General features: G+C 39.1%; 15 protein-coding genes and 1 pseudogene. 1 reads left to right on the forward strand and 15 read right to left on the reverse strand.

Annotated features, from left to right (window positions below; genetic code table 11):
• From WYK_RS03960 to WYK_RS04015, 12 genes and pseudogenes are all read right to left on the reverse strand, one after another.
• Nucleotides 1–782, reverse strand: a 782-nt coding sequence (locus WYK_RS03960) for a polyprenyl synthetase family protein (RefSeq protein ID WP_040373303.1), incomplete at its 3' end; no start/stop codon positions are given.
• 36 nt (nt 783–818) lie between these two features.
• Nucleotides 819–1,526 (reverse strand): demethylmenaquinone methyltransferase, encoded by a 708-nt coding sequence (locus WYK_RS03965; protein WP_040373304.1) that lies wholly within the window; start codon nt 1,524–1,526, stop codon nt 819–821.
• A gap of 3 nt (nt 1,527–1,529) precedes the next feature.
• Nucleotides 1,530–2,348, reverse strand: coding sequence for a heptaprenyl diphosphate synthase component 1 (locus WYK_RS03970; RefSeq protein ID WP_040373305.1), 819 nt, complete (start codon nt 2,346–2,348; stop codon nt 1,530–1,532).
• 191 nt (nt 2,349–2,539) lie between these two features.
• Complete coding sequence (mtrB, locus tag WYK_RS03975; RefSeq protein ID WP_040373306.1) at nt 2,540–2,785, reverse strand: trp RNA-binding attenuation protein MtrB; 246 nt, start codon at nt 2,783–2,785, stop codon at nt 2,540–2,542.
• A gap of 30 nt (nt 2,786–2,815) precedes the next feature.
• On the reverse strand, nt 2,816–3,382 hold the full coding sequence (gene folE / locus WYK_RS03980; protein ID WP_040373307.1) for a GTP cyclohydrolase I FolE: 567 nt from the start codon (nt 3,380–3,382) through the stop codon (nt 2,816–2,818).
• Between the two features lie 176 nt (nt 3,383–3,558).
• Entirely contained in the window at nt 3,559–3,831 is a 273-nt protein-coding gene (locus tag WYK_RS03985; RefSeq protein ID WP_040373308.1) for an HU family DNA-binding protein, read from the reverse strand.
• Between the two features lie 519 nt (nt 3,832–4,350).
• Nucleotides 4,351–5,829: a stage IV sporulation protein A gene (gene spoIVA / locus WYK_RS03990; protein WP_040373314.1), complete on the reverse strand. Its 1,479-nt coding sequence runs from the start codon at nt 5,827–5,829 to the stop codon at nt 4,351–4,353.
• Between the two features lie 241 nt (nt 5,830–6,070).
• Nucleotides 6,071–6,791 (reverse strand): annotated as a pseudogene (locus WYK_RS03995) (hypothetical protein).
• Between the two features lie 14 nt (nt 6,792–6,805).
• Nucleotides 6,806–7,003, reverse strand: a complete 198-nt coding sequence (locus WYK_RS04000) for a DUF2768 domain-containing protein (RefSeq protein ID WP_040373309.1) — start codon at nt 7,001–7,003, stop codon at nt 6,806–6,808.
• 281 nt (nt 7,004–7,284) lie between these two features.
• Entirely contained in the window at nt 7,285–8,337 is a 1,053-nt protein-coding gene (locus tag WYK_RS04005) for an NAD(P)H-dependent glycerol-3-phosphate dehydrogenase (RefSeq protein ID WP_040373310.1), read from the reverse strand.
• A gap of 123 nt (nt 8,338–8,460) precedes the next feature.
• Nucleotides 8,461–9,771: a ribosome biogenesis GTPase Der gene (gene der, locus WYK_RS04010; protein ID WP_040373315.1), complete on the reverse strand. Its 1,311-nt coding sequence runs from the start codon at nt 9,769–9,771 to the stop codon at nt 8,461–8,463.
• Nucleotides 9,772–9,997: 226 nt separating this feature from the next.
• Nucleotides 9,998–10,588: a YphA family membrane protein gene (locus WYK_RS04015; protein WP_040373311.1), complete on the reverse strand. Its 591-nt coding sequence runs from the start codon at nt 10,586–10,588 to the stop codon at nt 9,998–10,000.
• A 121-nt stretch (nt 10,589–10,709) separates the two neighbouring features.
• Here WYK_RS04015 and WYK_RS23695 point away from each other — a divergent pair, with 121 nt between their 5' ends.
• Nucleotides 10,710–10,841: a YpzI family protein gene (locus tag WYK_RS23695; protein ID WP_081704750.1), complete on the forward strand. Its 132-nt coding sequence runs from the start codon at nt 10,710–10,712 to the stop codon at nt 10,839–10,841.
• 302 nt (nt 10,842–11,143) lie between these two features.
• On the opposite strand, the gene rpsA is transcribed toward WYK_RS23695, so the two are convergent.
• The 3 genes from rpsA to cmk all read right to left on the reverse strand — a co-directional run.
• Nucleotides 11,144–12,280 carry a 30S ribosomal protein S1 gene (rpsA, locus tag WYK_RS04020; protein ID WP_040373312.1) on the reverse strand — a complete coding sequence of 379 codons (1,137 nt, stop codon included), beginning with the start codon at nt 12,278–12,280 and terminating at the stop codon, nt 11,144–11,146.
• 161 nt (nt 12,281–12,441) lie between these two features.
• The gene (locus tag WYK_RS04025) at nt 12,442–13,023 is read right to left on the reverse strand and encodes a lysophospholipid acyltransferase family protein (RefSeq protein ID WP_040373313.1); all 582 of its coding nucleotides are present in this window, start codon (nt 13,021–13,023) and stop codon (nt 12,442–12,444) included.
• Nucleotides 13,020–13,626 (reverse strand): (d)CMP kinase (gene cmk, locus WYK_RS04030; protein ID WP_040373316.1); only part of this gene is annotated, 607 nt, incomplete at its 5' end. The genes cmk and WYK_RS04025, both read right to left, overlap by 4 nt.

Genomic DNA, 13,626 nt, shown 5'->3' on the forward strand with positions numbered 1-13,626 from the left:
GATATCTGCTCATGCACCGTCTTAACTAGTGCTTTCAACTTTGGATCCTGCATAGCAATTAATACAGGCAACGTGATATTACCTTGACGTAAGTCGCTTCCTGCAGGTTTTCCAAGCTCCTTTTCTGAAGCAGTGAAATCCAGAATATCATCCGTGATTTGATAGGACATTCCTACATAATAGCCAAATCGAAATAATCTCTGATGAATGTCTGCACTGGTACCTGCAGTTAGTGCACCAAGTTGACAGCTCGAAGCAATTAGAAGAGCTGTCTTCCGTTTAATGCGTCGAAAATAAGTGCGCCAAGTTTGGTCAAAATCAAACTTATCTTTGATCTGCTCAATTTCACCTAGGCACAGTTCTACCATTGTTCGTGCTAGAATTTTGTGTGCCAATGGATCTTCAATCCTTGCCATAACCTCCAGGGCTCTAGCAAACATATAATCCCCTGTATACATAGCTACACGATTATCCCATTTTGACTTGATCGTTGCCGAACCCCGACGTAAATCAGAGTCATCAACAACATCATCATGAACAAGAGAGGCAGTATGAATCAGTTCAAGTGTGACAGCAGCATTCTTCACTACATGAATATCATAGTTGCCAAACTGAGCAGCCAGCAATACAAAAACTGGGCGAATTCGTTTTCCCCCGGATTGCAGTAAATGCAGCGATGCTTCTCTTAGAACTGGAGATTCAGCCTGTATAGCTGCTTCTAATTCTTTTTCAATTAATTGCAGATCCGTATTCAAGAAAGAATACAACATTTTAAGTTTCATACATTCCACCCAGCTTTGTATATGCTAACATTTTTGCTAATTTGATTTAGTGCCATAATGAGAAGCCGCAACTCCGAACGTGTGCGCCTTATAGCTGACATTCTTAAATCCAGCAGCCTTAAACATTTCTTCTAATTGCTTCATACCTGGAAAGTCACGAGCAGATTCTTGAAGCCATGAATACTCTTTAAAACTCTTAGCAAATAACTTCCCGAATACCGGCATCACAAAACGGAAATAAAGCTGGTATCCTTGCTTAAAGACCGGCATCGTTGGTTGAGAGGTTTCAAGGCATACCGCCATACCCCCAGGCTTTAATACTCGATTCATTTCCCTTAATACTTGCATATAATCCGGAACATTTCGCAGTCCAAAACCTATGGTTACGTAATCAAAGCTGTTGTCCTCAAAAGGCAGCTCCATAGCATTTCCATGCAGCAGCGTGACTTGCTTTAAATTCAGCTTATTAACTTTCTCTTCGCCGATTTTCAACATATTTTTACTGAAATCAAGACCGTAAATTTCCGCTTCCGGCCCTGCTTGTTCAGCCATTGCAATTGTCCAATCAGCTGTACCGCAGCATAAATCCAAGGCTTTTGCTCCGCGTGGAATGTTCATCTTCGCCATCGTTGCTGAACGCCATTTGATATGCTGTTTGAAGCTGATTAACGAATTCATTTTATCGTAGTTTCCATATATTTTTTCAAAAACATGATGGACTTTTTCTTCTTTAGATTGTCCCATAGTTTACCCTTCTTCCACAAATGAATTGGCTTTAATGGCTGTTTCATCAAGAATTGTATTAATCCAGTGCTGGACGAAACCATTCTGGGAAGAAAGCTTCACTGCGGCCTTTTTTGTCATATGTTGTGCATCCATAATACACTTGTCCATTTTTGTTGAAAGGTAGTTTAATTCAATGCGGGTTAACTCTTTTTGTTGTGGGAAGTTTATTTCTGCTAACGCATCAAACACAAGAGATTGCCCTCCTGCTTTATATTGCATTTTTTCCAGATGCAGTCTGTTTAATAACAGCACGGCTCCTGCAAGCTCCATCCATTCTGGCTTTGCAAAGTATTCAGCAAGCTTTTGAATTAACGACGACTCAATAGTCTTTAAACTTGAAACCAGCATATCTTCATCCGTAAAGGATTTTTGATAAAGCAAAATTTTATGTTCATTGATTTCTTTAATGCCGCTTGAAAGAATCTTAATTAAGATAACATTCCCGGTCGTTGCCAGCAGCTGATAATAAAGACCGCTGAAATAATCCCCAGCCAATACGTTCAGCTGACGATTTTTCAATTCATCCCCTGATTCAATTTCCTTTGAGGAAACCGTAACTAACTCATGCGTATCAAGAGCGACCTGTACCATCATAGTAGAAAGCATATCTGTATGAATCTCTTCAGACGATTTTTCTAATTCATTAAAAAGGCCCGCTAATAACAGCAGTTTATCTTCATCTATTTTCGGCTCATCAAGAATTTTTTGAAGATAGGGATGATAAGCTTTTGATTTAATACTTTCCTTTAATTCAATCACTGTATTATTTATGTTTAACATGGAATCACCCTTGCATCCCCAAAAGATAATTTAATTTAAAGCATTTTTCTCCGTCTAAAACCAAACATCATTATATCATAAAACCTATAAGATAAAAGAAGAATGCTCTAATTTACCTATACCTTTATCGATGGAACCATAAAAACAGTACAATTTCTTTTAGACATCCATTTTCTGCAAGAGTGCATATCCTATTTATCGATCTTAGGCTGTTTGGACTCACTTTCCACTTCACCATACGGCGTATAGATCATCGCATGCCCACGTACTTTAATGGCTGATGTATGCTCAGTGAACTGAGCAATCATCACTTCACCCGCATCCAGCTTTTCAGCGTGATGGAATTTAGTATCTGTTCCTCTGGTCAGTCCGATTACATTGACACTGTCTTCGAACGCTTTTATTACGATAAAATCGTTTACTGATTTCTCATCCATAATTATCACTCCTGCAGCGTATGTTTCCTATTACCCTTTAATAAAAGCCAGTACCTCTGATCTAGTACGATAATCTTCAGCAAAAACTCCTCTTACTGCTGAGGTTACCGTCTGTGCACCAGGTTTCTTCACGCCTCTCATCGTCATACACATATGTTCCGCTTCAACGACCACCATCACACCATGCGGCTCTAAGCTTTCCATGATAGAATTCGCAATCGTACTCGTTATCCGTTCCTGAAGCTGTGGACGTTTAGAAATGGCTTCCACCGCACGAGCCAGCTTGCTTAAACCCGTAACCTTACCGTTTTTCGGAATATAAGCAACATGAGCTTTTCCATAAAACGGAACAAGATGGTGTTCACAGACTGAATGGAATGTAATGTCCTTCACAAGGACCATTTCTTCATGTTCTTCTCCAAAAATTGTTTCAAAATATTGCTTTGGATCCTGATGCAGACCTGCAAAAATTTCTTCATACATTCTCGCCACACGTTTGGGCGTATCTAAAAGACCTTCACGATCCGGGTCTTCTCCTACTGCTTCTAAAATCATTTTTACTGCTTCTTCAATTTTGGCATGATCAACATTTGCCATTTTATTTCCCCCTAATATCATAAGTAATAATACGTATCAGCACTAATAGCAGCATATTAAGATGCTGCTGAATCTTTCGTTTTAACTGTATACTATATTAGCACAGAACGAAAATAGTAAGCAAAAAAAGGGACCACAATGTGGTCCCTTTTTACCCTTAAAGTACCGATATGTACTTACTTCACAGCATCTTTAAGTGCTTTACCTGGTTTGAATGCAGGTACTTTGCTTGCAGCGATTTCGATTTCGTCGCCAGTTTGCGGGTTGCGGCCTTTACGTGCTGCACGTTCGCGAACTTCGAAGTTACCAAAACCGATCAATTGTACTTTATCACCGCTTTTTAAAGCGTCTAAGATTGTATCAAAAACAGCATCAACGGCTTTCGTAGCGTCTTTCTTAGAAAGTTCGCCTGCTTCTGCAACTGAGTTAATTAGTTCTGTTTTGTTCATGCCATTCACCTCCTCCCAAAAGGATATTTATAAAAAATCAATATTACAAACACTGTATAATAGTGATTTGTTACTCTTGTCACCAATTTCTATCGGCCATTGATTTATTCTAAAAATCACAAACCAGAAATTGATCGAAGCTTGTCTGAAAAAATATGTACATTCAGGCTGGAATGGCTTCTACATTGCGTTTTCTGTAAGTAGATTATCATAGAACCCGTTACCTTAGCAAGAAAAATACAAAAATAATGGGAATCTTTTCATAAAAAAATGCATAATCTATACTTTTTGACTTTATACACTCAATTCTTTCCCTATTAAAGAAATCTTAAACCTCTTTAAAAAGCGATAAATCAAGGTTTTCGAGGACTTTTCTATCCTACTCGAACATCTTAAATTTCGCAACACATAAGACTTTAATTCTTAATTAAGAACAAAATATATGTTATATTACCCAAATTATAGAAATGATAAATAAAAAGAAAAAGCTGTCGAGGTTTTCTCAACAGCCTGCAGGTCTTAAAGAATAATGGCAATGAGACCGCCAGAACCCTCATTGATGATTCTTTCTAACGTTTCTTTTAGTTTATAGCGGGCATTTTCAGGCATAAGTGATAACTTTGCCTGAATACCTTCTCTCACAATGGAACTTAAATTCCTGCCGAAGATTTCCGAATTCCAAATGGACAATGGATCATCATCAAAATCCTGCATTAAATAACGGACAAGTTCTTCACTTTGCTTCTCTGTACCGATTATTGGTGCAAATTCAGACTCAACATCTACTTTAATCATATGAATAGAGGGTGCAACCGCCTTTAAACGGACACCGAACCTTGACCCCTGCCTGATGATTTCTGGTTCATCCAAGCTCATATCATTAAGTGTAGGAGCCGCTACTCCATATCCAGTTTGCTTCACCATTTTCAGCGCATCTGATACCTGATCATACTCGGCCTTTGCATACGCAAAATCCTGCATCAAAGCGAGAAGATGATCTTTCCCTCTTATTTCTACACCAACAATTTCTTTAAGAATATCATCATACAGTTCATCTGGAGCAAACAAATCAATTTCAGCGATTCCCTGCCCCATTTCCATACCGGCTAGGCTTGCATGATCAATAAATTCAAATTCATTAAAATTTCCTACAACCCGATCGACATCACGAAGGCGCTTTATATCCTTTACGGTTACTTTAACGGCTTCCTGATAGCTTTCCCGAAGCCAATGGTCTTCTCTAAGTACCATTACCCAACTTGGCAGATTAACGTTTACTTCAAGTACAGGGAATTCATATAATGCTTCTCTTAAAACATTAAGTACATCCCCTTCGCGCATACTTTCAATACTCATCGCGATTACAGGGATATCATATTTCTCTTGAAGGCTTTCCCGAAGTGCGGCCGTATCCGGATGATGAGGCTGGACTGAATTTATGATGATGATAAAGGGCTTTCCTACTTCTTTTAGTTCAGATATAACCCTTTCCTCTGCATCGATATAGTCCTTTCGTGGGATTTCCCCAATTGTTCCATCCGTCGTGACGACTACACCCAGCGTAGAATGATCCTGAATGACCTTTCTGGTGCCAATTTCAGCTGCCTCATGAAATGGGATTGGTTCCTCATACCAGGGCGTATGAATCATTCTAGGACCATTCTCGTCTTCATACCCTTTCGCGCCGGGCACCGTATAACCAACACAATCAACGAGACGTATATTTACATTCAATCCTTCAGCCACTTCTATCGTTGCAGCCTGATTAGGGACGAACTTCGGCTCTGTTGTCATGATTGTTCTCCCAGCGGCACTTTGCGGCAATTCATCCTGTGCTCTTGCACGATCAGATTCAGTATCCATATTCGGAATGACAACTAACTCCATAAACTTTTTAATAAATGTGGATTTACCAGTACGAACTGCCCCGACTACACCTAAGTAGATGTCGCCGCCCGTCCGTTCAGCAATATCTTTGAAAATATCTACCTTCTCCAGCAATATAACCCCTCCCGCTCTTAAGTCTTGGGATGATTTCCATCCACTTGACTACTTTATCTAGGACACTATTAGTTTATGATGTTGTCCTAAAAAAATATTCCTCTTTTATTTGCCCTCTAGTCCATCCCCCCGTGCATTCATCTATATAAGTTAATCATCTGCGCAATCAATTCAGGCGTAGGAGAAGAATAAAAAAAATCCTTCTACTACACTATATTGTGCAGAAGAAGGATTATGCTTATTTTACTAAGAATATTGGTTTTTCAGATTCATCAATTGTATAAGGCAAAGAAAAAGCCGGAACAAAATCAGATTCTTCCACTAAAATCTCCCGAATGTCCTCACCCTTTTTAAAGGTATGTTTTTTTCTCTTTGAGAGCATCGTATAAATCTGGCGTATAATCAACGAATAATTCAGCTTTATTATTCACAATAATCGATAATTGTCTTTGTGAATAAGGACTAGTCACGGTCGGTGCTTCTTTTAGACCCAGTTTCTTATAATCAAGCGTAAATACTTCATCTGAAAGCACCTCACCGTATGGTGGATAACCGTTCGCCTGACGATAACTCGTCAGCCGAAGATTCAAATCCTGAATGGCTTGAGCCATCCTTACATCAAGTAATTTGACAGTAGGATCGGTTTCAACATCAATGAGCACATATTGAAAAATGCCTCCAGCGTCAAACGAATTAGGAGGAGCTTCAGCTATATACCTTGGTACGATCTTTTTAAAATCCACCACGTATTTTTGGTAAATAGGTGTTTCGGCTTCTTTTGTTATAATCGGCAGGATCCCGCCCCCGTTCGTTTGAAATTGATCAACCGCACTTTGTACCGATTGGATTTGTTCTTTGTAAGGGGTTTGGTTTTCTTTCAGTTGACTATCCGGATACATACACCCTGTTAGGAGTAATGGAATACAAAAAATAATAACTGCCCATTTTACTTGTTTCATATAATTCGCCTCGCTTAAGTGGTTGGTCCACTAAATACTACTACAAAGATGATTAAACCAGCGATAATCATAAGTATGTATGCAAAGATCGCCATAAAAGCCTTGAAGAAACCGCTTAATTTATACCGGCTTAGGTAAATAGAAAAAATGGAGATTGCCATAAAGCCCATAGCAATAAAAGAGATCCACATTTTTTGCAATGCTGGTGTCACAAAACCTACTCCTTTATCGTAGTGTATCATCCACTACACATTTTAGTTTATGGGGGCTCGTCCTATTTTGATAAAACAGACTATTCTTCAAGTAAAAAAAGCAGAAGATATGTCTGTAGATATATCTTCTGCCATTTGACTAAACCCACCAGTTCCAAGTTAGATTACTAGTTTACTTTCGATGCATTGTATGCTTTCTACTCTAAAGGCGTATCAGCAAATGCCTATTTTCAGAAAAATATTTCACACATTATTTAATTGGATTTAGAGTAATCGCAAAATTATTCAGATTCCCGCTCTTCCATGATATTAAATAAATCTTCCATTTCACTTCGTTTATCTCGATTCATCAATAAATCAACGGAATCCTTTACATCTTTTCCAGCAAACAATACTCCGTAAAGCGCATTCGTAATCGGCATATCGACTTCATACTTTTGCGCAAGCTGATAAGCAGCCTTTGTGGTTCGAACACCTTCAACCACCATGCCCATATTCGTAAGTACTTCGTCAAGCTTTTGTCCTTTACCAAGCAAATTACCCGCCCGCCAATTTCGAGAATGGACGCTTGTACAGGTTACAATTAAATCGCCAATTCCTGTCAACCCTGAAAAAGTTAACGGATTTGCCCCCATGGCACTGCCTAATCGGGTAATTTCCGCAAGACCACGGGTAATAAGAGCTGCTTTTGCATTATCTCCATACCCTAATCCGTCAGTAATCCCTGAAGCTAACGCAATGATATTTTTTAAGGCACCGCCTATTTCCACGCCAACGATATCTGGATTCGTATAAACACGGAAATATTGATTAATGAATAAATCTTGAATTCGTTCAGCAGCAATCATATTTTTTGATGATACAGCAACCGTTGTGGGATGGCGCAAGCTCACTTCCTCAGCATGGCTTGGTCCAGAAAGGACCACTAAATCCTTCAGCATACTGCTCGACATGTCAGCTTCAATCATTTCAGAAATCCGCATTAAGGAATCCGGTTCAATTCCTTTTGACACATGGACAACCGTAAGCGGCTGTTGACTGACCTGTTCAATATCCTTCAAAACATCACGAATTGCCTTGGTCGGTACTGCCAAAATGATAATATCAAGATCCCTTAGAGCAGAGTCTAATGAGCTATACCCAGTGATTCCTTGTGGAAGCTTAATATCGGGAAGATATTTATGATTGGTTCTATGGGTATTGATTTCTTCAATCTGTGCTTCCTTATGACCCCATAAACGCACTTCATGTCCATTGTCTGCAAGAACCATTGCTAAGGCAGTACCCCAGCTTCCTGCTCCAATTACGGCTGCTTTTTGCTTTGTTCTTGTCATATTCAACCACCTTTTCTCTAAAAGGTAACTATTCTATGGTGAAGGAAGTCAGGACTGAGTGCATCCAAACCATCCCTCAGAACATAGAAAGCCTTCGATCTCTTGATGACTAACTAGATGTCATTATTTTCTTTGACGTCCAAAAATACGAATTGGTGTGCCATCAAACTCAAAGGCATCACGGATTCTATTTTCTAAAAATCTCTGATAAGAGAAGTGCAGAAGTTCTGGATCATTAACAAACACAACAAATGTAGGCGGTTTGATGGCTACTTGAGTGGTGTAGTAAATTTTCAGACGACTACCATTATGAGTAGGTGTCGGGTTCATCGCTACGGCATCCATTAACACTTCGTTAAGAATATTCGTTTGTACACGAAGAGCATGACTTTCACTAACCTTATCAATTACTGGAAGAAGCGTATGGATACGCTGCTTAGTTAATGCAGACAAGTAAATGATTTTAGCATAGTCCAAGAATAAGAAATGAGCTCGAATATCTTCTTCGAATTTCTTCATTGTTTTATCATCTTTTTCTAATGCATCCCATTTATTAACGACAATAATAATTCCTCGGCCTGCTTCATGAGCATACCCAGCAATTTTCTTATCTTGTTCGCGAATGCCTTCTTCAGCATTTAATACCACAAGAACAACATCTGAGCGTTCAATCGCACGCAAGGCTCTAAGTACACTGTATTTTTCAGTGCTCTCATATACCTTCCCTTTTTTACGCATCCCTGCCGTATCAATAATGACATACTCTTTGCCATTAAATTTATAAGGGGAGTCAATCGCGTCACGAGTCGTTCCTTCAATTTCACTAACAATTACCCGCTCTTCTCCAAGCAAAGCATTAACTAATGAAGATTTTCCAACATTCGGTCTTCCAATTAAACTGAACTTGATGACATCATCATCATAATCCTGGCCGCCGAAATCCGGGAAATACTTAGCCACTTCGTCAAGCAAGTCTCCTAAGCCAAGACCATGTGAACCTGAAATTGGGAACGGATCTCCAAATCCAAGTGCATAGAAATCATAAATTTGTTCGCGCATTTCAAGATTATCAATTTTATTAACAGCCAGTACTACTGGTTTTTTTGACTTATAAAGAATTTTTGCAACTTCGTCATCAGCCCCAGTCACACCTTCACGGCCATTTACCATAAAAATGATGACATCCGCTTCATCAATAGCTATCTCAGCCTGTGCACGGATTTGTTCAAGAAATGGTTCATCACCAATATCTATTCCACCCGTATCAATGATGTTAAAGTCATGCGTTAACCATTCTCCTGAACTATAAATCCTGTCTCTCGTTACGCCTGGTACATCTTCAACGATAGAAATTCTTTCTCCAACAATTCTGTTGAAGATTGTCGATTTTCCAACGTTAGGCCGTCCGACGATCGCAATTACCGGTTTTGGCATTGTATTCACCCTTCCACTCCATATATCTTTAAAGCTCATGAAATCCATGAATGCATTTATCTCCACTAAAAAATTGCACTGTTGATTTTCATATTTGCAGAAACTGCAGTTAGGCTTCGGTATGTATTTACCAGCTCTCTAACTATCATATAGTATCAAATTTTCCACCAATCAACAATGATTGTCTAAAAAACACTTTTATTATGATGTCACACGATTCCTTTTATTAGGAATTAAATTTGGCTTGCGTTTGTTGATAGAGCACCTTACTAATCAGTTCTGCAGCAATACAGGCAAGTCCAACTGTGGCAGACAACGTCGCGTTGTCGAGCCACTCAAGGGAAATACTTTTGTAAGGCAAGGTGTGTACAGCCAATAAGCCTGCAAATACACAATCACCCACCACCATCCCAATTATGATGGCACTAATCCGCTGCTTCCAGTCTTTAAATAACAAAAACGCTGTATAATTAATGGCAATTGCTTGCATCCAAGAAGCTTCAAAAATTAGTATAATTGGATCCAGCAAAGCAAATAATTGAAATGCCGCATACCCAATTCCAATTGTACAGAATTTAAAGACAAAATAACTCGTATGAATGAAGGACAATTTCCGATTGTATATCAGTAAACAAATGAACAAATAAAGACCGCCCAAACCTACTCGGTAAGGATAAACAGCTAACTCATATCCAGATAGAATAATCAAAATGAGTATATGACATATTAACTGAGACCGAACAGTCGATTTAGGCATAAAAAACACCACGACCACCCACCCCATCCAAATAATCCAATAAAAAAACAACCCATCCATAACGTTCACCTCCTTTAAAAGACATTATGTCTCCTTTAAAACAAGATTAAACACGCTATGGGCAGATGAATAAAAAATATAGATTACAGGGGAAAATAACAGAAAGGAAAGGGGGAGACATATTGGGAAAAGATCGTCAGGAAAAAAACTTAAAGAAAGCCGCCGAGTCGAATCTGACCGTGACCAATCACTAAAATATCCTGGAGCTACCAGACTTGAAGGACCAGAAGAAGCGAGAAAACGAAATTCCTAAACCTAAAGGAGGCTGTCCAAATCGGACTGCCTCCTTTTTTGGTGCATTCGTTCCTTGCTGTTTTGGCACCACTTAGCTGGTTTTTTTGGGGTTGGTACTTGTGAAAATAGGGTATCTTTCTCTTTTTTGGTAGCTAGATCACTTTTTGGACAAACCCTACTCTACTCTGTTGGTTTTGCGGATTCATTTTCTCTGTTCAGCCTAGGATTTCTGCCTTGCTGCAGTTCCTTCAGCTAAGCTCCCTAAACAAAAAAACAAGTTTCCGCTAGGAAACTTGTTTTTTAAAGAACTATGAGTATCTCTTATTTTAGTTTATTTAGTGCGTCACCAATCATTTCACCAAGTTGGAATCCCTTTGTTTCTTCGGGGATGTCATAATCATATGATGAAGCGGATTCGGCTTCTTCGAGTTCTTTAATGCTTAAGGATAGCCGCTGTTCAGCTTCGTTCACATCCAGCACTTTAACTTTTACAGATTGGCCTTCTTTTAGTACTTCTTGAGGGGTGCCAATATGTTTGTGGGATATTTGAGAAATGTGAACCAGTCCTTCTACACCTGGGAAAATCTCGACGAATGCACCGAAGGTAACTAAGCGGCGTACGGTTCCTTCGAGTATCGAACCTTTAGATGCCTTTTCCGATATTTCTGTCCATGGTCCTGGTAATGTTTCTTTAATAGATAGAGAGATTCGTTCATTATCTCGGTCAATTGATAGAACCTTTACTTGAACCTGGTCTCCCTCTTTAACTACATCAGAAACTTTGTCCACATGTTCATGTGACAGCTGAGAAATATGAACAAGTCCATCTACTCCGCCAATATCGACAAATGCGCCAAAATCAGTAATACGTTGAACGGTTCCTGTAATTGTTTGTCCGCTTTCAATCGTATCAAGCACGTTTGATTTTTGTTTTTCTTTTTCAGCCTCAACTACAGCGCGATGAGAAAGGATTAAACGATTTTTATCTTTTTCTAGTTCAACAATCTTAAATGTAAGTGTTCGATCCTTATAATCAGCAAAGTCTTCAACAAAATAGTCTTCAACCAATGATGCAGGAACAAATCCGCGTACACCAAGGTCCACCACTAAGCCGCCTTTTACTACATCTTTAACTTCTGCTTCAAAGATTTCACCTGACTGGAACTTTTCTTCAAGATGATCCCAAGCCTTATAAGCGTCAATTTTGCGTTTGGATAGAATTAATGCCTCTTCTTCAACCTTGATTACTTCCAGTTCCAGTTCGTCACCTTCTGTAACAGCGTCTGAAGCTTTTTCCACATGCAGACTTGATAGCTCACTGATTGGGATAATACCGTCTGTTTTTGAATTCTCGACATCTACAATCACTTGCTTCTCTTCCACCTTTGATACTTTAGCTTTAACCTTGTCGCCAACCTCAAAGATGTTTACTTCCACTTGATTCATGTCTTCTGCCATTTCGAACTCCTCCTTAACCCATGACTGCTGTGCAGATTTCATCTTATACAGTGTTGTATAAGACCTAAATACAACTTAGCTTCACTATTAATTAATAATTCGGAATTATACCCTTATTTACTAAATTCTAATAAAACGGTGTAATTGTCAAGCAAGAAGGGTTATTTATTTTCAGAAATAAGTTTTTGAATTTCAGCCATAATGACTTTTGTTGCAACATCTGCTGATACCTTTTGGTCACGATAAGGCTGGAAGTCTATTGGTTTACCGTAGACAACTTTTACTTTACCGAGAAACGAATAAGGTCCAATAACCGCACAGGGAACAATATGAGCTTGGGAGCGAAGTGCAAAGAAACCTGCTCCAGATAAACCTTCGCCTAATTCCCCGTTCTTGCTTCTGGTTCCTTCAGGAAATAAACCTAAAACCCTGTCATCCTTAAGTATGGCTAATCCTTTTCTTAACGCCTCCCTATCACTTAACCCGCGCTTAACAGGAAAAGCATTGATTTTAGGCATTATACCCTTTAACACAGGGGCTCGAAACAATTCTTCCTTAGCCATAAAGTGAATATCCCTTGGAGAGGTAGTTCCGACTGCAAGCGGATCTAAATTATTTATGTGATTCGCACAAATGAGAACTCCCCCTTCTTTCGGAAAATGTTCTTTACCGCTGGCTTTGATTCTATAAACGGGTGATAGTCCAATCTTTACCACGTTTTTTGCAAAAGTGTAAAAGTTCAAGCGCGCTCTTTCCTTTCCTCAATCAGAACAATAATTTTCTCTGCTACTTGTTCAATTGTAAGAGACGTTGTATCTATCTCTATTGCATCCGCTGCTTTCTTAAGAGGAGATACCTCTCTCTCAGAATCCAGCTTATCACGCAGTGCGATTTCTTCTTTTAATTTCTCTATATCTGCAGAAAATCCTTTTTGCATATTTTCTTGATATCGGCGATGTGCCCGTTCATCTACAGAGGCAATTAAGAAGACTTTCACTTCCGCATCAGGAAGCACATGCGTACCGATGTCTCTTCCATCCATTACAACGCCGCCGCTTCGGCCTAACTCCTGCTGTCTTCTGACCATCTCTTCTCGAACAAGACGATGTTTAGATACTTCTGAAACAGTGCTTGTAACTTCATTATTACGTATTTCTGAAGTCACATTTTCTCCATCAACGTAGACCAACTGACCTATTTCGGATGGTTGTAGTTCTATTGCAGTAATTTCTAAAAGCTGCTTCAATGCCAGCTCATCTGACACATTTACACCTTGGAGTAATGCTTTATATGTTAATGCCCGATACATCGCACCTGTATCGACATATATGTAATTGAATTTCTCT

It is taken from the genome of Peribacillus psychrosaccharolyticus ATCC 23296 (assembly GCF_000305495.1).
Lineage (GTDB): Bacteria > Bacillota > Bacilli > Bacillales > DSM-1321 > Peribacillus > Peribacillus psychrosaccharolyticus.